18 protein-coding genes and 1 other RNA gene are annotated in these 19,581 nt (G+C 41.6%); 14 read left to right on the top strand and 5 right to left on the bottom strand.

The features are described 5' to 3' along the window. Position 1: 1 nt before the first annotated feature. A complete protein-coding gene (gene dtd / locus J5M87_RS09325) occupies positions 2–445 on the top strand; it encodes a D-aminoacyl-tRNA deacylase (RefSeq protein WP_154607585.1) in 444 nt (147 codons plus the stop codon). A 609-nt stretch (positions 446–1,054) separates the two neighbouring features. On the opposite strand, the gene J5M87_RS09320 is transcribed toward dtd, so the two are convergent. From J5M87_RS09320 to J5M87_RS09305, 4 genes are all read right to left on the bottom strand, one after another. Further along, positions 1,055–1,702, bottom strand: coding sequence for a metal-dependent transcriptional regulator (locus tag J5M87_RS09320; RefSeq protein ID WP_154607584.1), 648 nt, complete (start codon positions 1,700–1,702; stop codon positions 1,055–1,057). A gap of 490 nt (positions 1,703–2,192) precedes the next feature. Then, positions 2,193–3,122: a metal ABC transporter substrate-binding protein gene (locus J5M87_RS09315; RefSeq protein WP_154607583.1), complete on the bottom strand. Its 930-nt coding sequence runs from the start codon at positions 3,120–3,122 to the stop codon at positions 2,193–2,195. Between the two features lie 10 nt (positions 3,123–3,132). Continuing rightward, positions 3,133–3,984 carry a metal ABC transporter permease gene (locus tag J5M87_RS09310; RefSeq protein WP_154607582.1) on the bottom strand — a complete coding sequence of 284 codons (852 nt, stop codon included), beginning with the start codon at positions 3,982–3,984 and terminating at the stop codon, positions 3,133–3,135. Then, entirely contained in the window at positions 3,981–4,706 is a 726-nt protein-coding gene (locus J5M87_RS09305) for a metal ABC transporter ATP-binding protein (RefSeq protein ID WP_154607678.1), read from the bottom strand. The genes J5M87_RS09310 and J5M87_RS09305 overlap by 4 nt, the downstream gene beginning before the upstream one ends. A 221-nt stretch (positions 4,707–4,927) precedes the next feature. On the opposite strand from J5M87_RS09305, the gene J5M87_RS09300 reads away from it, so the two are divergent. Continuing rightward, positions 4,928–6,820, top strand: coding sequence for a M13-type metalloendopeptidase (locus J5M87_RS09300; protein WP_154607581.1), 1,893 nt, complete (start codon positions 4,928–4,930; stop codon positions 6,818–6,820). A gap of 75 nt (positions 6,821–6,895) precedes the next feature. Here the strand turns inward: J5M87_RS09300 and J5M87_RS09295 are convergent, their stop codons facing one another. Next, positions 6,896–7,240: a hypothetical protein gene (locus tag J5M87_RS09295; protein ID WP_154607580.1), complete on the bottom strand. Its 345-nt coding sequence runs from the start codon at positions 7,238–7,240 to the stop codon at positions 6,896–6,898. A gap of 268 nt (positions 7,241–7,508) precedes the next feature. Between J5M87_RS09295 and leuS the strand changes: the two genes are divergently transcribed. From leuS to J5M87_RS09235, 12 genes are all read left to right on the top strand, one after another. Continuing rightward, positions 7,509–10,010 (top strand): leucine--tRNA ligase, encoded by a 2,502-nt coding sequence (gene leuS / locus J5M87_RS09290; protein ID WP_154607579.1) that lies wholly within the window; start codon positions 7,509–7,511, stop codon positions 10,008–10,010. 424 nt (positions 10,011–10,434) lie between these two features. Beyond that, entirely contained in the window at positions 10,435–11,574 is a 1,140-nt protein-coding gene (locus J5M87_RS09285) for a trans-sulfuration enzyme family protein (protein WP_154607578.1), read from the top strand. Between the two features lie 12 nt (positions 11,575–11,586). After that, positions 11,587–12,393, top strand: coding sequence for an amino acid ABC transporter substrate-binding protein (locus tag J5M87_RS09280; protein ID WP_154607577.1), 807 nt, complete (start codon positions 11,587–11,589; stop codon positions 12,391–12,393). A gap of 9 nt (positions 12,394–12,402) precedes the next feature. Then, positions 12,403–13,062: an amino acid ABC transporter permease gene (locus J5M87_RS09275; protein WP_154607576.1), complete on the top strand. Its 660-nt coding sequence runs from the start codon at positions 12,403–12,405 to the stop codon at positions 13,060–13,062. A 13-nt stretch (positions 13,063–13,075) separates the two neighbouring features. After that, positions 13,076–13,807 (top strand): amino acid ABC transporter ATP-binding protein, encoded by a 732-nt coding sequence (locus J5M87_RS09270; protein ID WP_154607575.1) that lies wholly within the window; start codon positions 13,076–13,078, stop codon positions 13,805–13,807. A gap of 49 nt (positions 13,808–13,856) precedes the next feature. After that, the gene (gene tadA / locus J5M87_RS09265; RefSeq protein WP_154607574.1) at positions 13,857–14,384 is read left to right on the top strand and encodes a tRNA adenosine(34) deaminase TadA; all 528 of its coding nucleotides are present in this window, start codon (positions 13,857–13,859) and stop codon (positions 14,382–14,384) included. Positions 14,385–14,415: 31 nt separating this feature from the next. Next, positions 14,416–14,513: signal recognition particle sRNA small type (ffs, locus tag J5M87_RS09260), an RNA gene on the top strand. 142 nt (positions 14,514–14,655) lie between these two features. Next, the gene (locus J5M87_RS09255; protein WP_154607573.1) at positions 14,656–16,005 is read left to right on the top strand and encodes a glucose-6-phosphate isomerase; all 1,350 of its coding nucleotides are present in this window, start codon (positions 14,656–14,658) and stop codon (positions 16,003–16,005) included. Positions 16,006–16,367: 362 nt separating this feature from the next. After that, a complete protein-coding gene (locus tag J5M87_RS09250) occupies positions 16,368–17,819 on the top strand; it encodes a PTS ascorbate transporter subunit IIC (RefSeq protein WP_154607572.1) in 1,452 nt (483 codons plus the stop codon). Positions 17,820–17,943: 124 nt separating this feature from the next. Continuing rightward, the gene (locus J5M87_RS09245; RefSeq protein WP_154607571.1) at positions 17,944–18,222 is read left to right on the top strand and encodes a PTS sugar transporter subunit IIB; all 279 of its coding nucleotides are present in this window, start codon (positions 17,944–17,946) and stop codon (positions 18,220–18,222) included. A gap of 84 nt (positions 18,223–18,306) precedes the next feature. Further along, entirely contained in the window at positions 18,307–18,792 is a 486-nt protein-coding gene (locus tag J5M87_RS09240; protein ID WP_154607570.1) for a PTS sugar transporter subunit IIA, read from the top strand. A 120-nt stretch (positions 18,793–18,912) separates the two neighbouring features. Next, positions 18,913–19,578, top strand: coding sequence for a 3-keto-L-gulonate-6-phosphate decarboxylase UlaD (locus J5M87_RS09235; RefSeq protein WP_154607569.1), 666 nt, complete (start codon positions 18,913–18,915; stop codon positions 19,576–19,578). Positions 19,579–19,581: the final 3 nt, after the last annotated feature.

The raw sequence follows: 19,581 nt of genomic DNA, 5'->3' as shown, positions 1-19,581 counted from the left end.
TATGAAAATAGTCATCCAGCGAGTGAGTGAGGCTTCTGTGGCGATTGACGGAAAAGTTCACGGTCACATTCAGCAAGGGCTCCTCTTACTAGTCGGTGTTGGACCTGATGATAGCAAAGAAGATGTAGATTATGCGGTCAGAAAGATTGTCAATATGCGGATTTTTTCTGATGAAGAAGGAAAAATGAACCGCTCTGTACAAGATATTGACGGGCAAATCTTATCCATTTCGCAGTTTACCTTATTTGCGAATACGAAAAAAGGAAATCGTCCAGCCTTTGTTGGAGCTGCTGCGCCAGATCTTGCAAAGTCCCTCTATGAGACCTTGAATCAAGCACTAGATCAATTTGTTCCTGTCCAGACCGGGATATTTGCGTCGGATATGCAGGTTTCGCTTGTCAATGACGGCCCAGTTACGATTTTACTGGACACTAAGGATAGATAATACGGATTGATACTCTCTAAAAATCAAAATCTGATTAGCTTCCACAATTGAGAATTGTGGAAGGCTGGAAATAGAACGAGCTAAGCTCGTCTCCACTGAACCACTAGTTCGGACTGATGTTACTGAGGATTATTACATAATCCTTCAGAATGTAGACAAACCTCACAATTCAGAAAAACATTACAATAATATTTAAATTTCTGTAGTTTTAAGGTTAGAAAATTTGCGAGTGTAGCGAGCACAATACTGCCACCACCGCCGTGCTAAAAGTGGGAGTGAGACAGAAGTCGTGATTTCGTTGAAATCGATTATCCTCGCTCCGTTGTTTCTGGGCTCGGGCTAAAATAATCCACTGGATTATTTTACTCCGAAGGAAGTCGCTGATGTCCGAAAGCACATAAGGATGGTGGCAATAAAAAGACCTTTTCTTCAAGCTGAGGATTATTACATAATCCTTATTTCCAACCTTCAATAGTCCTTCGGACTGTTGAAGCAAGGCGAGTTAACGACATCAGAGTTTGATTTTTGACGAGTATGATTATCCAAATTGTTATAAATGAAAAAGAAAAGACCTAGACGAGCGTTTTAAAGAACGGGATTCTAGGTCTTTTACTGTGCTTCGATGTATAATTCTTTTGCGATGGCAAAGGGAATGGCAATCTTTTGGTTCTTGCATTCAATCAGAATGCTTTGGGTGAAGGTATCGATTTGTTGTACGGTGAAGGTATCATTTATGGCTAAATCAACCTGCTCTAGGTACTGAAGGAGTGGGAAAGAGTCGTGGATACGCATCAATTGATACTTTCCAGATTGTGTGACTTCTTCTAAGGTTTGTTGGTATTGCTCGGTTAAAAGCTGATCTTTTTGGGGAATTGTGCCACCGTGTGGACAAGTTTGAGGGTAGCCCAGAAAGGTATCTAGTTGCTCGATAAAGTAATCAGACACCGTATGTTCTAATACCTCAGCTTCTTCGTGAAGCTGATTGGTGGTATACCCAAGGTGTTCAAGGAGAAAGACCTCAATTAGGCGATGCTTGCGGTAAAGGCGTGCAATTGTCTGATGGCCTAGTGGAGTAAGGAGATAGCCAGCCTGTTTATCTTTTTGAATCAGCTTTTCATCAATCATCCGCTTGGCCATTTCAGTCACAGCAGGTGGGGAAACCTGCATCTTTTCAGCGATTTCTTTATTGGTAATTTTGGGGGTACGTGTACTAATTTCGTAGATACACTTTAAATAATCTTCTTTATTAGGAGTCATTTGTTATCCTCTCTATCATTATATCTAGTATAACAAAAATTAAGCCGAAAGGTAAGAACTCTGACTGCATATCAGAATGAGCAAAAAATCAAACTCCTTTTTCACTAGGAGACAAGGCTCTAGCAAAAGAGGGGTTTGATTAATTGAATACTCTCTGAATAAGGCCTTTCGATAGGATTATTCGTGACAGATATTTGGAATAGTCTAATAGTCTGCCGAGCAATTATCGTTAGATGTTCAAAGAGTATAAGGGATGTTCCAAGGAGTGAAACAGCTCTATCAAGGTGAGAAGCTATAAAGGTATGTTCGGCTGATGATGCCAACTAGGATCGAATGAATGATGCTATAGTAAATTGAATAAAGGTTAAGACATCGTTAAGTCGCTTTGATGAACACCAGTTCTATCTGCAGTTCCTTTCCTTGTCCTATTCCTTTCTCAATCCACTATATAACCTTGCTAGGCTCATCACTCGAGGAACAGGCCAATAAACTATTTTGCTAAGCCTTCTGCGATTTTGTCCAAATTCCATTTCATCATGGCGTAGTAGCTGTCTCCTTCTTCCCCTTCCTCAGCGACAGAGTCTGTGAAGATTTTTTCATAAATCGGGATATTGGTATCTTTTGAGACAGTTTTCATTGGACGATCGTCAACACTGCTTTCAACAAAGAGGGAAGCAACCTTGGTTTGGCGTAGTTTTTCTACTAAACTCTTGATTTGGTCAGGAGTTCCTTCTTCTTCTGTATTGATTTCCCAAATGTAAGCAGATGGGACTCGGTAGGCTTTAGAGAAGTATTTGAAACAACCTTCACTAGTCACAATCATTTTCTTTTCAGCAGGAATGTTGTTGAATTTTTCTTTGGCTTCCTTGTCGAGAGTGCTGAGTTTTTCAAGATAGGCAGCTAAGTTTTTCTCGTAAGTTTCCTTGTTATCAGGGTCTTTGGCAATCAATTGTTTGGCAATATTTTGGGCATAAATCATCCCGTTTTCTAGGTTCAGCCAAGCATGCGGGTCTTCCTTGCCTTTTTCGTTTTGTCCTTCAAGGTAGATGACTTCAACGCCATCGCTCACAGCAAAATAATCTTTGTTTTCTGTTTTCTTAGCATTCTGGACTAATTTTGTGAACCAAGCATTTCCACCGGTCTCAAGGTTAATACCGTTATAGAAAATAAGATCTGCTTGTGATGTCTTTTTCACATCTTCAGGTAAGGGTTCGTATTCGTGAGGATCTTGCCCAACGGGTACGATACTGTGCAAATCAATTTTATCTCCGGCGATATTTTTAGTCATATCGGCAATGATGGAATTGGTTGCGACAACCTTTAATTTGCCGTGTTCGGTTGTTTTGTTGCTACTGCTTGAGCAAGCTACAAGCCCAAAAATTGCAAAGACTGCAAGGGCTAAGATAGAGAGTTTTTTCATCAAGTTCTCCTTATGAATGAGACGACTTTTTGATATAGCGCATCAAGATTCCCTGTTTTGGGGCAAAGAGAAAGCTTATCAAAAAGAAAGTGGCTGAAGTCAGCACGATACTGGAACCTGCGGCAATATTAAAACTATATCCGATAAAGAGTCCAACAATAGAAGCAAGAGCTCCCAAGGTCGAGGATAGGAAAATCATGGTTTTAAGACTGTTTGCATAGAGATAGGCAGTAGCGGCTGGTGTAATCAGCATGGCAACAATGAGAATGGTTCCGACACTTTGCATGGCTGTGACTGAAACCAAGGTCAGCAAAATCATGAGTAGATAATGGTATGCATTAACTGGCATGCCCATAGATTTTGCAAGCAAGGGATCAAAGGAAGTTATCAAGAGTGGCTTAAAGAAGATGAGAATGGCCAGAAGAACGAAAATGGCGACGCCAATTGTAATCCATTTATCCACATCTTGTACGGCCAAGATATTCCCAAATAAAATATGAAATAAATCAGTCGAGCTGTTGGCGACACCGATTAGAATAACCCCTAGGGCCAAAAAGGCTGAGAAGGTAATTCCGATAGCGGTATCGCTCTTGATAATACTATTTCCCTTGATATACGTAATCATGACCGATGCGAGAAGGCCAAAGGCAATCGCACCGATGAAAAAGTTAATGCCTAAGATATAAGAAAGGGCAACGCCTGGTAAAACGGCATGAGAAATCGCATCTCCCATGAGCGACAAGCCCCGTAAGATAATAAAACAACCAACAGCTCCAGCGACAATACCAATGACAATCGCAGTCACCACAGCATTTTGCAGAAAGTGAAAGCTATGCAAGCCCTCGATAAATTCTTGAATCATTTTGCTTCATCCTCCATTAGTATCACATGGTTGCCGTAGGCTACTTGGAGATTCTTCTTGGTAAAGGTAGTCTCTGTTTCTCCAAAGGCAATGAGTTTACGGTTTAGAAGAAGCACGTGGTCAAAATAGTATTTGACCTTGTCCAAGTCATGGTGGACGATTAGAATCGCTTTTCCTTCTGCCTTGAGTCGTTGAAGCGTTTTCATAATAATTTCTTCGCTGATAGAATCAATTCCTACAAAGGGTTCATCTAGAAAGATGTAATCTGCCTCTTGCACCAAGCAACGTGCGATGAGAACGCGTTGGAATTGTCCCCCAGAAAGCTCACTAATTTGACGGTCAGCGTACTCTTTTAAGCCAACTAAATCAAGAGCTGTTTCAACCTTTTTCCAGTGGCTTGCTTTCAGGCGTTCAAAAAATGTAATTTTAGGATAAAGACCTAGTGATACACATTCTTTGACGGTAATCGGAAAGGTAAAGTCAATCGCAGCTTTTTGCTCAACATAGGCAATTTTGCCACGTTGCTTACGAATATCCTTGCCGTCTAGAATTGTTTTTCCGTCATGGTCAATAATATGGAGCATGGCCTTCAATAAAGTTGATTTCCCCGCTCCATTTGGGCCTAAAATTCCTGTAATAGTCGGACCTTGAATCCGTAAATTGATTGTGTCCAGCGCTAATACCTGATGGTAGCGGGCACTAAGTTGTTCTATTTCGATCATCATTCATACCTCGTATATTTTTTAATATACCTTAATTTAAAAATTAAGTCAAGTTAATTTTTGAGAAAAATAACATTTTTTTCAATTTCAAAAGGTAGAAAGTGAGGCATGTAAGCATTTTCTGCTTTTTTAGTGCAAATCAGGTAAAATGTGAGGAAATATCTGCAAATTTTCCTGCTTTCTGCTATCATAATAGATAGAAAAAAGAAAAGAGGTAACATATGGTACGGTTACAAGATGATTTTTATGAAGCAATCAATGGTAGTTGGGCAGAAACAGCTGTTATTCCGAATGACAAGCCTGTAACAGGTGGTTTTACCGATTTACGTGATGAGATTGAGGACTTGATGCTGTCCACAACAGCCAAGTGGTTAAAAGGTGAAGAAGTACCTGAAGACAGCGTTCTTCAAAACTTTATCAAATACCACCGCTTAGCAGCAGACCATGAAAAAAGAGAAGCGCTTGGGATTACTCCAGCCCTTCCCTTAATTGAAGAGTACAAAAACCTCCAGTCTTTTGCCGATTTTGCGGAAAAAATGGCTGCATTTGAATTGGCTGGAAAACCAAATGGTCTGCCGTTTGGTATTGCACCTGACTTTATGGATGCTAAGACCAATGTCCTTTGGGCAGGTGAGCCAAGCACGATCTTGCCAGATACGACCTACTATGCAGAAGATCACCCACAAAAAGCGGAGTTATTGGCTCTTTGGCGTCAGTCAGAGACAGATGTGCTTCGCAAATTTGACTTTTCAGATGAAGAAATTACGGATTTATTAGATAAAGTGGAAGAGTTGGATGCACGTGTGGCAAAAGTTGTTCTGTCAAACGAAGAGCAATCGGAGTATTTCAAACTCTATCATCCCTATGCATTTGCCGATTTTGTAGCACTTGTTCCAACCTTACCTTTGGAGGATTTCTTTACGCAACTTATCGGACAAGTACCTGATCAGATTATCGTTAGCAATCCTCGTTTCTGGGAAGTTGCCAAGGACTTTTACTGCGAAGAGAATTGGGAGTATTTAAAAGCGAGCTTACTTGTCAATGCAGTTGGTTCGGTGACAGCTTACGTAACAGATGAAATCAGGGTCTTGTCAGGAGCTTATGGGCGCGCCTTATCAGGTACGCCAGAAGCGCAAAATAAGGAAAAAGCAGCTTTTTATTTGGCTCAAGCTCCATTTGACCAAGCCTTGGGCTTATGGTATGCGGGCGAAAAATTCTCACCAGCAGCCAAAGCTGATGTGGAGCACAAGGTTGCTACCATGATTGAGGTTTATAAAGAGCGCTTGGCAGCAAATGATTGGTTAACAGAAGAAACCAAGCGACAAGCCATTGTCAAACTTGGGGTCATCAAACCCTATATCGGTTATCCTGAGAAATTGCCAGAGCGATATTATGACAAGGTCATTGATGAGAATCTTTCTCTCCTTGAAAATGCCCAGTTCTTGAAAGAGTTATCTATCAAGTATTCATGGAGCAAATGGAATCGGCCTGTGGACGATAGTGAATGGGGCATGCCAGCCCATATGGTTAATGCCTACTACAGTCCACAGCAAAACAAAATCGTCTTTCCAGCAGCCATTTTACAAGCACCTTTCTATTCATTGGAGCAAACGTCCTCTGAAAACTATGGCGGAATTGGTGCAGTGATTGCCCACGAAATTTCGCATGCTTTTGATACCAATGGGGCTTCCTTTGATGAAAATGGTAGCTTGAAAAACTGGTGGACTGAGGAAGATTATGCAGCCTTCAAAGAAAAAACGCAAAAAGTCGTCGATCTTTTTGAAGGACAAGATTCTTATGGGGCTAAGGTGAATGGGAAATTGACAGTATCTGAAAATGTGGCAGACCTGGGCGGACTTGCCGCAGCACTCGAGGCTACAAAACGTGATGAGGATTTCTCAGCAGAAGAATTCTTCACTAACTGGGGGCGTATCTGGCGCATGAAGGCACGGACAGAGTATATGCAGTTGCTAGCAAGTGTTGACGTTCACGGACCTGCTAAATTGCGTGTCAATCTCCAAGTACCAAACTTCGCAGAATTCTTTGAAACCTTTGAAGTAACAGAAGAAGACGGCATGTGGCGCAAACCAGAAGACCGTGTGGTGATTTGGTAAAAACATCTTTAAATAGCAAAAATGCATACAATCAAGTTCTAGAAGACACTGATTGTATGCATTTTTACTATTTGCCTAGCTTCGTTTTAGATAGAGATAATTTCCCAGAGCAAGTAAGCTCAATACGAGACTGGACAGGAAATAAATGAGTGGGGTTGGCTGAATGGGTTCTGTTGAGATGAGGTTCCAAATTGGCTCTAAAATGAAAATCAGGCTGATAGCGATGAAGAAACGATAGCGGAGCTTGGTTTTCATTTTGCGGTTGAGAACTAGCGGAAAAGTAAAGAAATTAACGAAAGATGAGAAATGCAAGGTTGGCTGTATATGTGGAAAGATGAGCATGGTCAGGGCAAGAGCTCCACATAACAAGGCGTTTAATAGGCAGAAATGTTCCCAATAGTAAAATAGTTCTTTTTTCATGGTGATACCTTCATTTTTTTCTTATAGAAATCATTTGTCATGGATAAAATCGTAAAAAACAGTCCGCTGGCTCGCTGTTAGGGAAATGGAATCTGGTTAGAAAATGACAGAAAAATGTCCAATCAGCAAACAAACCTTTTTTTCTTTAGTATATCGCTTTCAATATGAGAAATCAAGAAAATCCTGAATTTTCTATCTCGTCTTCTATCGCAAATGTCTTACAAAATGGTATAATAGGAATATCATACAAAATTGGAGAGAAATAGCTATGAGTTTTTACAATCATGGAGCGATTGAGCCGAAGTGGCAAAAATACTGGGCAGAACACCATACCTTTAAGACAGGTACAGATAAAGAAAAACCAAATTTCTATGCCCTTGATATGTTTCCGTATCCTAGTGGGGCTGGTCTTCACGTTGGTCACCCAGAAGGCTATACAGCAACAGATATTTTAAGCCGCTATAAGCGTGCCCAAGGCTACAATGTCCTTCACCCAATGGGGTGGGATGCTTTCGGTCTACCTGCTGAGCAATATGCTATGGATACAGGAAATGACCCAGCAGAATTTACGGCACAAAATATTGCCAATTTCAAACGCCAAATCAATGCGCTTGGCTTTTCCTACGATTGGAATCGTGAGGTCAATACGACAGATCCAAATTATTACAAGTGGACCCAGTGGATTTTCACGAAATTGTACGAAAAAGGCTTGGCTTACGAGGCTGAAGTGCCTGTTAACTGGGTTGAAGAGTTGGGAACGGCTATTGCCAATGAAGAAGTCTTGCCTGATGGGACTTCTGAGCGTGGAGGATATCCTGTCGTTCGAAAACCCATGCGCCAATGGATGCTAAAAATTACAGCCTATGCAGAGCGCCTTTTGACCGACTTGGAAGATTTGGACTGGCCAGAGTCCATTAAAGATATGCAGCGCAACTGGATTGGAAAATCAACAGGAGCAAATGTCACCTTTACTATTAAAGGTACGGATCAGACTTTTACTGTCTTTACCACACGTCCGGATACCCTTTTTGGTGCAACCTTTGCAGTTCTTGCACCTGAGCATGAATTGGTAGACTTGATTACGACAGCTGAACAGGCTCCAGTCGTTGCAGACTACAAACACCAAGCAAGTCTCAAATCAGACCTTGCTCGGACGGATCTTGCCAAAGAAAAAACAGGTGTCTGGACAGGTGCCTATGCGATCAATCCAGTCAATGGTCAAGAAATTCCAATCTGGATTGCGGACTATGTGCTAGCGAGCTATGGGACAGGTGCGGTGATGGCAGTACCTGCGCATGATAGTCGTGACTGGGAATTTGCCAAAACCTTTGGCTTGCCAATTGTAGCGGTTATCGAAGGTGGTGATGTCACAGAAGCTGCCTATACAGAAGACGGTCTACACATCAATTCTGATTTTCTGAATGGATTGAACAAGGCAGAAGCGATTGAAAAAATCGTTTCTTGGCTAGAAGAAGCAGGTGTTGGTGAGGAAAAAGTGACCTATCGCCTGCGGGACTGGCTCTTTAGCCGTCAACGGTATTGGGGAGAGCCAATTCCAATTATTCATTGGGAAGATGGAACGTCAACAGCTATTCCAGAAAGTGACTTGCCACTTGTCTTGCCAAAAACGAGCGACATTAAGCCGTCTGGTACAGGAGAAAGTCCACTTGCTAACTTGACAGATTGGCTTGAAGTAGTACGTGAAGATGGTGTTAAAGGCCGTCGTGAGACCAATACCATGCCACAATGGGCAGGTTCAAGCTGGTATTACCTCCGCTACATTGATCCGCACAATACAGAAAAACTGGCAGATGAAGACTTGCTGAAGGCTTGGTTGCCAGTGGATATCTACATTGGTGGTGCAGAGCATGCAGTGCTTCACCTCCTCTACGCACGTTTCTGGCACAAATTCCTCTACGACCTTGGTGTCGTACCAACCAAGGAGCCGTTCCAAAAGCTCTTTAACCAAGGGATGATTTTGGGGACAAGCTATCGGGATGGTCGTGGAGCTCTTGTGGCGACTGATAAGGTGGAAAAACGGGACGGTTCATTCTTCAACATCGAAACAGGAGAAGAGTTAGAACAAGCACCTGCCAAGATGTCTAAATCCCTCAAAAACGTTGTCAATCCAGATGATGTAGTGGCACAATATGGTGCCGATACCCTTCGTGTCTATGAAATGTTTATGGGACCGCTTGACGCTTCGATTGCTTGGAGTGAAGAAGGTTTAGAAGGTAGTCGGAAATTCCTTGACCGTGTCTACCGCCTGCTAACTTCAAAAGATATTGTAGCAGAAAATAATGGCAACTTGGACAAGGTTTACCATGAAACGGTGAAAGCTGTAACAGAGCAGATTGAGACTCTCAAGTTTAATACGGCGATTGCTCAACTCATGATTTTTGTCAATAGTGCCAACAAAGAAGAAACACTCTATGTGGACTATGCAAAAGGCTTTGTTCAATTAATCGCTCCATTTGCACCGCATTTGGCAGAGGAACTGTGGCACATCTTAACTGGCTCCAATGAGGGCATTTCCTACGTACCATGGCCAGTTTATGACGAGTCTTTCCTAGTGGAAGATGAGATTGAAATCGTTGTCCAAATTAAAGGCAAGGTTCGTGCCAAATTAGTTGTTGCTAAAGACCTCTCTCGTGAGGAATTAGAAGCAGCAGCCTTAGCAGATGAAAAAATCCAAGCAGAAATTGCTGGCAAAGATATTGTGAAAGTCATTGCCGTACCAAATAAATTAGTCAATATCGTTGTCAAATAATTGGTTAACTAATAAAAAACAGCTTCTTGTGAAACTAAGGAGGCTGTTTTTTGTGAGATAAAGTCAAACTAGAAGCCGAGTGGGCAACTTTTTCATGAGAAAAAGCCAAACTAAAGACCAAGTAAGCAATTTTTCGTGAGATAAAGCAAAACTAGAAGCTGAGTGATTACAGTTTTCATGAAAGAACCCTAGCCTAGAAGTCAAGTTAGCACATTTTTCAGCAACACACTACAGACTTAAAGCCTAGGAGGCAATTTTCTATGAAATACTCCTAGACTATGAAACATCGAAACCAATTTTGCTTGTGTCTATCCTAGGTGAGAAAGTATCATAAAATTCTCTAATCACGGTGATAGAAAATATGTATTGGTCAAGAAAGAAAGCGCATGGTATGATAAACAGTACTACAAGGAAGGAGGGTGTAATGGAATATAGTACAAAAGCGATTCATGGCCAAGTTGATGATACAGGAAAAGGTGCAGTGACCTATCCAGTTTATCTTACCTCTACCTTCCTACAAGAAGATGTTGAACAATTTGGGGAATTTATCTATAGCAGAAGTGCTAACCCGACACGTGCTACCCTAGAACGACAGGTGGCTGATTTGGAGGGAGCGAAGTATGCACTAGCGACTTCTACTGGTATGGCTGCAACTGCGATTGCCTTTGAGTTGCTAAATAGCGGAGATAGCATTCTCCTATCCGACAATGTCTATGGTGGAACTTGGCAGTTTGTCAATGAATTATTTGAAAGTCGCAATCTTTCCTATGAATTAGTTGCGGATTTTAACCAATATGATTTTTCACAAGTGTCTGAGAATGTCAAAGCCATTTTTCTTGAAACACCGACCAATCCGCTTCTTCATGTGACGGATTTGAAACAGGTGATTCAACGAGCCAAGGCACAAGGCTTACTCGTGATTGTGGATAATACCTTTATGACCTCCTATCTGCAACGACCGCTTGACTTTGGAGCAGATATTGTCGTCTACTCAGCGACCAAGTATTATGCAGGTCATTCAGATATTTTGGCGGGCTTGGTGGTCACCAATCGAGAGGATCTCTATCCACGATTGAAAGTTGCCCACAAACTATTAGGTGCTATTCTCAGCCCTTTTGATGCCTTCTTATTATCAAGAGGAATAAAGACCTTGCCCCTACGCTTAGAGAAACACCAAGAGAATGCCCAATTAGTGGCAGAATACCTCAATCAACAGGAGGGGGTTCAGGTGTTTTACACAGGACTTCCAGATCATCCGGGACATGCCATTCAGGAAGGTCAGGCAAGTGGTCATGGTGGAGTTCTCTCTTTCCTATTGGATGAGGAAGTGTATGAGTTGGATATTTTTGTTCAGTCGTTGACCTTGTTTGGGTTTGCGGTTAGCTTAGGTGGTGTCGAATCGTTGATTTGTCGTCCAGCAACCATGACCCATGAATCCTATAGTGTAGCCTTACAAGAAAGCATTGGGATTCGGACCAATCTCTTGCGCTTAGCGGTTGGGATTGAAGCGAGTAAGGATTTGATTGATGATATAAAACAAGCCTTTGAAAAGGCTAAAAGATAAAGGAGAAGAAAGATGAAAAAAGTCGTTGTATGGATCGCAAGTGTTGTCGCTAGTGTCTTATTGGTAGCGTGTGGTGCTACGCCTCAAAAACAGGCAGATGCGAACAGCACCTTGTTGGAACAAATCAAGGAAAGAGGTGTTCTGAAAGTTGGAACAGAAGGCACCTATTCTCCCTATACCTACCATGATAAAAGTGGTAAATTAGTCGGTTACGATGTTGAAGTTGCGGAAAAAGTTGCAGAAAAACTCGGTGTAAAAGCTGAATTTGTGGAAACAGAATGGGATTCGATTATTGCAGGACTAGATGCGGGGCGCTTTGATATTATTGCCAATCAAGTCGGAATCACAGATGAACGGAAGGAGAAATACGATTTTTCAACTCCTTATACCTACATCTATGGGGCCCTTATTACCTCTAAGGACAATACCGATATTCAGGCATTTGGTGATGTAAAAGGGAAAAAATCTGCTAATAGTTTGACCAGTAACTGGGCAAAAGTGGCGCAAAGTAACGGTGCTGAAATTGTTGGTGTAGACGGTTTCCAACAGGCGGTTGAATTGCTAGTATCAAAACGTGTTGATTTGACGATTAATGACAACGTTGCTTACTTGGATTATGTGAAACAGCATCCAGATGCACCGATTAAGGTAGCTGCTCTCTCAGAAGATGCACAGGAAACAGCCATTCCAGTTGTAAAAGGAAACGATGATTTAGTGAAAGCCATTGACCAAGCCTTAAAAGAATTAGCAGAAGAAGGTATCTTGACAGAACTCGCTAAAAAATACTTTGGTGAAGATGTTTCACAAGCAAACAAATAGAGGATAGATATGACAGATAGATTATGGCAAATTTTAATCGATTCATTTAGCCAGATACTCATACCAGGATTGTTAGTGACGATTCCACTAACAATCCTCTCTTTCGTCTTTGGCTTAGTGATTGCAGTCTTGACAGCTTTGGTGCAAATTGCGAAAATTCCAGTTTTAAAGAGTGTGGCTCGTTTTTATATTTGGTTAATCCGTGGGACTCCTCTTTTGGTCCAGTTGTATGTCATTTTCTATGGTTTACCGAGCCTAGGTCTTGTCCTAGATGCCTTTCCATCGGCTGTTTTCGTTTTCTCGGTTAATACAGGAGCCTATGCGGCTGAAACCATTCGAGCTTCAATTGAGTCTGTTCCCAAAGGGCAGTTGGAAGCAGGTTACTGTGTGGGGATGACTTTCTCGCAGACCATGCGTAGGATTGTATTACCACAGGCCTTTCGAGTTGCCTTTCCCCCTTTGTCCAACTCCTTGATTAGTCTGGTAAAAGATACTTCCTTAGCGGCCAATATCACCGTCTTAGAGATGTTTATGGCGACCCAACAAATTGCAGCAAGGACCTATGAACCATTTGCGCTGTATTGTGAAGTAGGCTTGATTTACCTCTTATTTTCAACGGTATTGACCAAATTGCAAGCCTATGGTGAAAAGAAATTAAAAGTCTACTAAGGGAAGGGACACTATGATAGAAGTACAGAAAATTAGTATGTCCTTTGGTTCTACCAAGGTCTTACAGGATGTAGATTTGCAGGTAGAGCAAGGAACGGTAACGGTTATTTTAGGCCCATCAGGTTCTGGAAAGACAACCTTGTTGCGCTGTATGAATTTTTTGGAGCGAGCAGATAGTGGTCAACTTATTTTTGGAGAAGAAGTCTACGATTTGTCGCATATCAAGCAGAAAGAAATAGCAGCCATTCGCAAACAAACTGGTTTTGTTTTTCAAAATTATAATCTCTTTGCCAATAAGACGGCTTTGGAAAATGTGACAGAAGGCTTGATTATTGCACATGGATATAAGAAGGACGAGGCGGAGAAGATTGGGAAGAAGGCGCTGGATAAGGTAGGGCTTGCAGACAAGTATCGCTCTTATCCAAGTGAATTGTCAGGAGGTCAGCAGCAACGGGTAGGAATTGCGCGTGCTATAGCGACTAATCCAGCAGTTATCTACTTTGATGAGCCGACTTCTGCCCTTGACCCAGAACTGATTGGGGGTGTCTTAGACGTCATGGTTGAGTTAGCCAAAGAAGGCATGACTATGGTTGTCGTGACTCATGAGATGAGCTTTGCTCGAGAAGTGGCTGATAGAGTTGTTTTTATGGAAAATGGTCAGATTATCGAGCAAGGAAGACCCGAAGAAATATTTGATTCTCCTAAGGAAGAGCGAACTAAACAATTTTTATCTCGGATTAGTTAATAATTCATCTCTAGTTGGAGCTTCCTTGTCTTTTTGGTATAATACGGACATGAAAACAAAAAACAGCTATAGTCAAGAAGAAAAAGAGTATTTCATGCGGGAGGCTTTAAAAGAAGCAGAGCGTTCTTTAGTAAAAGATGAGATTCCGATTGGATGTGTCATTGTCAAAGACGGGATCATTATCGGCAGAGGGCATAATGCGCGTGAGGAGCAAAATCAGGCCATTTTACATGCAGAAATCATGGCCATTCAAGAAGCTAATCAGCAAGAAAAAAATTGGCGCTTGCTTGATACAACGCTCTTTGTGACCATTGAACCCTGCGTTATGTGTAGTGGTGCGATTGGTCTAGCACGGATTCCGCAGGTTATCTATGGTGCGCCGAATCAGAAATTCGGTGCCGCAGGCAGTCTCTATGATATTTTGCAAGATGAGCGCCTGAATCATCGTGTTGCCGTCGAAACAGGTGTTTTGGAAGATGAGTGCGCTAGGATAATGCAGACTTTTTTCCGTCAAGGGCGTGAGAAAAAGAAAGCTCTCAAGCAGATTCCGCAGTCTCAAGAACATGAGGACGACTGAAAATGGTTGCACAATCTGAGATTTATGGTATAATGATAAATGGAGCAACACTTGTGCGTGAAGCGGGTCAGGGGAGGAATCCAGCAGCCCTAAGCGAGGTCGAGTGTGTGCTCTTTTATTTTTGATAATAAATAAGGGAAGAATGCAAGTTTTCATATTTTTAGAAAATACAGACCACATTTTATGAAAATGAATGAAAAACAAGAAATTCCTTGAAAAAATACTGATAAAGCGTTATCATTAGGTATGTAGAAAAAATGGAGGATTTATAATGGCACATATCCAATTTGATTATTCAAAAGTTTTAGGGCAGTTCGTTGCTCCAACGGAAGTTGACTTTTTACAAAGCCAAGTAACTGCACTTGATGCAGACTTGCGTAATGGTACTGGAGCAGGAGCTGAGATGCTCGGATGGCTTGATTTACCAGAAAACTATGACAAGGAAGAATTTGCGCGTATTAAAGAAGCTGCTGCAAAAATCCAATCAGACAGTGATGTTTTGGTCGTAATCGGAATCGGTGGTTCTTACCTCGGTGCAAAAGCTGCGATTGATTTCTTGAACACTTCTTTTGTCAACTTGCAAACAAAAGATGAGCGCAAAGCGCCTCAAATCTTGTACGCAGGAAATTCAATTTCATCTAGCTACTTGGCTGATTTGGTAGACTATGTGGCAGATAAAGATTTCTCAGTAAACGTGATTTCAAAATCAGGTACGACTACTGAGCCAGCGATTGCCTTCCGTGTCTTCAAAGAATTGCTCGTGAAAAAATACGGTCAAGAAGAAGCAAACAAGCGGATTTATGCAACTACTGACCGCGAACGTGGAGCGGTTAAGGTCGAAGCTAACGCAAATGGTTGGGAAACTTTCGTGGTTCCAGATAATGTTGGTGGACGTTTCTCAGTTCTTACAGCAGTAGGATTGCTCCCAATTGCTGCATCAGGTGCAGATATTACAGCTCTTATGGAAGGTGCAAATGCAGCTCGTAAGGACTACGCTTCTGATAAGATTGCAGAAAATGAAGCTTACCAATATGCAGTGGTTCGTAACATCCTTTACAGAAAAGGCTATGTGACTGAAATCTTGGCCAACTATGAACCTTCTCTTCAATACTTTAGCGAATGGTGGAAACAATTGGCTGGTGAATCAGAAGGGAAAGACCAAAAAGGGATTTATCCAACGTCAGCTAACTTCTCAACAGACTTGCACTCGCTCGGTCAATTTATTCAAGAAGGTTACCGCAATCTCTTTGAAACAGTAATTCGTGTTGATAAACCAAGAAAAAATATCTTGATTCCAGAAATGGCAGAAGATTTGGACGGTCTTGGCTACCTTCAAGGAAAAGACGTTGACTTTGTCAACAAAAAAGCAACAGACGGTGTACTTCTTGCCCATACAGACGGCGGTGTACCAAATATGTTTGTCACTCTTCCACAACAAGATGCGTTTACACTTGGCTACACAATCTATTTCTTCGAATTGGCTATTGCTTTATCTGGCTACCTAAATGGTGTTAACCCATTTGACCAACCAGGGGTAGAAGCCTACAAGAAAAACATGTTTGCCCTTCTTGGAAAACCAGGATTTGAAGAACTCGGCGCAGAATTGAATGCTCGTTTGTAACTAAAATTGTTTAAAAAATAGGCTGGGCTCAAGTCCAGCCTTTCTTATCAGAGTGGGTGAAAATAGGGTGATGCAGTGACTGATTGATAAATATTGTCTTTTAAATTCCGATGATTGTTTCATCAATTGTGTGTCAATACCTGGGTCTGGAGACAAATGAGATCGGAAGCGGAGATAGAAGTCTCTTTTTGACAGATTTGAGTTCTTTTCTAACATCCTTTTTACTCATTAGTTGATTTAATAAAAGAATACAGTCCAAATGTGAACACAAGCCTGTGTTTTATTTGGTCTTTTTGTATGCGTTTACAAGTTCTATAATGAAACTAGGAAAACAAAAAACAAAAAGAAATGGGGTAAATAGAATGGAGATTTTGAAAGACATTCTCAATTGGTTCTCGCAAAATATTTTGCAGAATCCAGCCTTCTTTGTCGGACTTTTAGTCCTTTTAGGATATGCTCTCTTGAAAAAGCCGGGGCATGAAGTGTTCTCAGGTTTTGTGAAAGCAACCGTAGGGTACATGATTTTGAACGTAGCAGCAGGTGGTTTGGTGACAACCTTCCGACCAATCCTTGCGGCGCTTAATTTCAAATTCAATATTGGTGCGGCCGTTATTGATCCTTACTTTGGCTTAGCAGCAGCTAATACAAAAATTCAGGAGATGTTCCCAGAATTTGTGAAGGCTGCAACGACAGCCCTCTTGATTGGTTTCGGAGTGAACATCTTGCTTGTCGCTTTCCGTAAGATCACGAAGGTTCGGACCTTGTTTATCACTGGTCACATCATGGTGCAACAGGCAGCGACTATCTCGCTTATGGTGCTTTTCCTTATTCCTCAGTTAAGAAATGGGTATGGCATTACCGCAATCGGGGTCATCTGTGGTCTTTACTGGGCAGTCAGCTCAAATATGACGGTTGAAGCAACGCAACGCTTGACAGGTGGTGGAGGATTTGCCATCGGCCACCAACAACAATTTGCTATCTGGTTTGTGGATAAAGTTGCTGGAAAACTGGGTAAAAAAGAAGAAAACTTGGATAACTTGAAATTGCCAAAATTCTTATCTATCTTCCACGATACAGTTGTTGCTTCTGCAACTTTGATGCTCGTCTTCTTTGGGGGGATTCTCTTGGTCTTGGGTCCAGAAGTTATGGCAAATAAAGAAGTCATTACTTCAGGCACACCGTTTAATCCAGCTAAACAAGATTTCTACATGTATATTATCCAAACAGCCTTTACATTCTCTGTTTATCTCTTTATCTTGATGCAAGGGGTGCGGATGTTCGTAACAGAATTGACCAATGCCTTCCAAGGGATTTCAAGCAAGCTCCTTCCAGGGTCATTCCCAGCGGTGGATGTTGCAGCCTCTTACGGTTTTGGTTCTCCAAATGCGGTGCTTTCAGGTTTTGCTTGTGGTTTGATTGGTCAATTGATTACCATTGTTCTCTTGATTGTCTTTAAAAATCCGGTTTTGATTATCACTGGTTTCGTTCCAGTATTCTTTGACAATGCAGCAATCGCCGTTTATGCAGATAAGCGTGGAGGCTGGAAAGCAGCAGTTATCCTATCCTTTATCTCAGGTGTGCTTCAAGTAGCTCTTGGTGCTGCCTGTGTTGCCCTACTTGATTTGGCAGCTTATGGTGGTTACCATGGTAATATCGACTTTGAATTCCCGTGGCTAGGATTTGGCTATCTCTTCAAATATCTTGGTATTATTGGCTATGTCTTAGTATGCTTGTTCTTCCTTGCTATTCCACAAATTCAATTTGCTAAAGCAAAAGATAAAGAGGCTTACTATCGTGGGGAAGCTCAAGAATAAGGATACTGGTCAAAAATCATCTTCTGATGTTGGTGGCTAAGTAGAAAATAAATCTAAAATAGAATGATAGAAAGGATTTATACAGGTGGGAGTTTCCCATTGGTATAAATAAAAGGAAAAGAATATGGTGAAAGTACTAACAGCCTGTGGAAATGGCATGGGTTCATCTATGGTGATTAAGATGAAAGTAGAAAATGCTCTGCGCAATCTTGGTCAAAGTGATTTTACGGTCAATTCATGTAGTGTTGGTGAAGCAAAAGGTCTTGCAGCTGGTTATGATATTGTGATTGCCTCTGTTCACTTGATTAATGAATTGGAAGGCCGTACTAATGGCAAATTAGTCGGACTGGACAATCTCATGGATGACAATGAGATTAAAACAAAATTACAGGAAGTTCTATAATCCTATTGGAGTAGACGATTGCGTTTTAAAGAGGCTGGGAGGATGATTCCAGCTTCTTTCATAGAAAAAGAAGAGGAAGATCAAATGAATTTGAAAAAAGCCTTTACAGAAAATAATTCTATCCGTCTAGGCTTGACAGCAGAAACTTGGGAAGAAGCAGTACGCTTGGCTGTTGAACCATTGATTGAAAGTGGAGCAGTTAACGAGGAATATTACCATGCAATCATTGATTCGACAAAGGAATACGGTCCTTACTATATCTTGATGCCAGGCATGGCTATGCCCCATGCTCGTCCAGAAGCAGGTGTCTTACGTGATGCTTTTGCCTTTATCACCTTGACAAAACCAGTTGTTTTTCCGGATGGAAAAGAAGTGAGTGTGCTGTTGACACTCGCAGCGACAAGCTCTGCTATTCATACTTCTGTTGCCATTCCGCAAATTATCGCTCTCTTTGAGTTAGAAAATTCAATCGAGCGTTTGGTTTCTTGCCAGTCAGAAGCAGAAGTTCTTGCTATGGTGGAAGAGTCTAAGAATAGTCCATATCTTGAAGGACTTGACCTTGAATCATAAACTGAAATCTTAAATCGAATTCAAATGAAAACGTAATTAAGTATTCAATGAAAGAGGTCGGGACAAACCATTTTAGAAAACGATTAAAAACTAAAATAAAAATATAGAAAAGAGATTCGTATGACAAAACATATTCCAAATTTACAAGTTGCTCTAGATCATTCAGATTTGCAGGGGGCGATTAAGGCAGCGGTATCTGTTGGCCATGAGGTAGATGTGATTGAGGCAGGGACAGTTTGTTTACTGCAAGTAGGTAGTGAACTGGTTGAAGTGCTTCGGAGCCTTTTCCCTGATAAAATCATTGTGGCAGATACAAAATGTGCGGATGCAGGTGGTACCGTTGCAAAAAACAATGCCGTGCGCGGTGCAGATTGGATGACTTGTATTTGCTCAGCGACCATTCCAACCATGAAAGCAGCCTTGAAAGCTATTCAAGAAGTTCGTGGTGATAAAGGTGAAATCCAAGTAGAACTATATGGTGATTGGACTTATGATCAGGCTCAAATGTGGCTTGATGCGGGGATTTCTCAAGCTATTTACCACCAATCTCGTGATGCCCTTCTTGCAGGGGAAACATGGGGTGAAAAGGACTTGACCAAGGTGAAAAAATTGATTGATATGGGCTTTCGTGTGTCCGTTACAGGAGGACTTGACGTTGATACCTTGAAACTCTTTGAAGGAGTGGATGTCTTCACCTTTATTGCTGGTCGAGGGATTACAGAGGCGGAGAACCCAGCCGCTGCAGCACGTGCCTTTAAAGATGAAATCTGCCGTATTTGGGGGTAGGAT

Source organism: Streptococcus sp. zg-86, from assembly GCF_017639855.1.
GTDB classification, from domain to species: Bacteria; Bacillota; Bacilli; order Lactobacillales; family Streptococcaceae; genus Streptococcus; species Streptococcus zhangguiae.
This window is presented reverse-complemented; position numbering and strand designations above follow the sequence as displayed.

Coding starts and splice junctions, on each gene's coding strand:
- J5M87_RS09310 (WP_154607582.1), bottom strand. CDS start 3,984: ATGATTCAAGAATTTATCGAGGGCTTGCATAGCTTTCACTTTCTGCAA.
- J5M87_RS09270 (WP_154607575.1), top strand. CDS start 13,076: ATGATAGAAGTACAGAAAATTAGTATGTCCTTTGGTTCTACCAAGGTC.
- J5M87_RS09245 (WP_154607571.1), top strand. CDS start 17,944: ATGGTGAAAGTACTAACAGCCTGTGGAAATGGCATGGGTTCATCTATG.
- dtd (WP_154607585.1), top strand. CDS start 2: ATGAAAATAGTCATCCAGCGAGTGAGTGAGGCTTCTGTGGCGATTGAC.
- leuS (WP_154607579.1), top strand. CDS start 7,509: ATGAGTTTTTACAATCATGGAGCGATTGAGCCGAAGTGGCAAAAATAC.
- tadA (WP_154607574.1), top strand. CDS start 13,857: ATGAAAACAAAAAACAGCTATAGTCAAGAAGAAAAAGAGTATTTCATG.
- J5M87_RS09255 (WP_154607573.1), top strand. CDS start 14,656: ATGGCACATATCCAATTTGATTATTCAAAAGTTTTAGGGCAGTTCGTT.
- J5M87_RS09280 (WP_154607577.1), top strand. CDS start 11,587: ATGAAAAAAGTCGTTGTATGGATCGCAAGTGTTGTCGCTAGTGTCTTA.
- J5M87_RS09240 (WP_154607570.1), top strand. CDS start 18,307: ATGAATTTGAAAAAAGCCTTTACAGAAAATAATTCTATCCGTCTAGGC.
- J5M87_RS09235 (WP_154607569.1), top strand. CDS start 18,913: ATGACAAAACATATTCCAAATTTACAAGTTGCTCTAGATCATTCAGAT.
- J5M87_RS09305 (WP_154607678.1), bottom strand. CDS start 4,706: ATGATCGAAATAGAACAACTTAGTGCCCGCTACCATCAGGTATTAGCG.
- J5M87_RS09285 (WP_154607578.1), top strand. CDS start 10,435: ATGGAATATAGTACAAAAGCGATTCATGGCCAAGTTGATGATACAGGA.
- J5M87_RS09315 (WP_154607583.1), bottom strand. CDS start 3,122: ATGAAAAAACTCTCTATCTTAGCCCTTGCAGTCTTTGCAATTTTTGGG.
- J5M87_RS09320 (WP_154607584.1), bottom strand. CDS start 1,702: ATGACTCCTAATAAAGAAGATTATTTAAAGTGTATCTACGAAATTAGT.
- J5M87_RS09295 (WP_154607580.1), bottom strand. CDS start 7,240: ATGAAAAAAGAACTATTTTACTATTGGGAACATTTCTGCCTATTAAAC.
- J5M87_RS09250 (WP_154607572.1), top strand. CDS start 16,368: ATGGAGATTTTGAAAGACATTCTCAATTGGTTCTCGCAAAATATTTTG.
- J5M87_RS09300 (WP_154607581.1), top strand. CDS start 4,928: ATGGTACGGTTACAAGATGATTTTTATGAAGCAATCAATGGTAGTTGG.
- J5M87_RS09275 (WP_154607576.1), top strand. CDS start 12,403: ATGACAGATAGATTATGGCAAATTTTAATCGATTCATTTAGCCAGATA.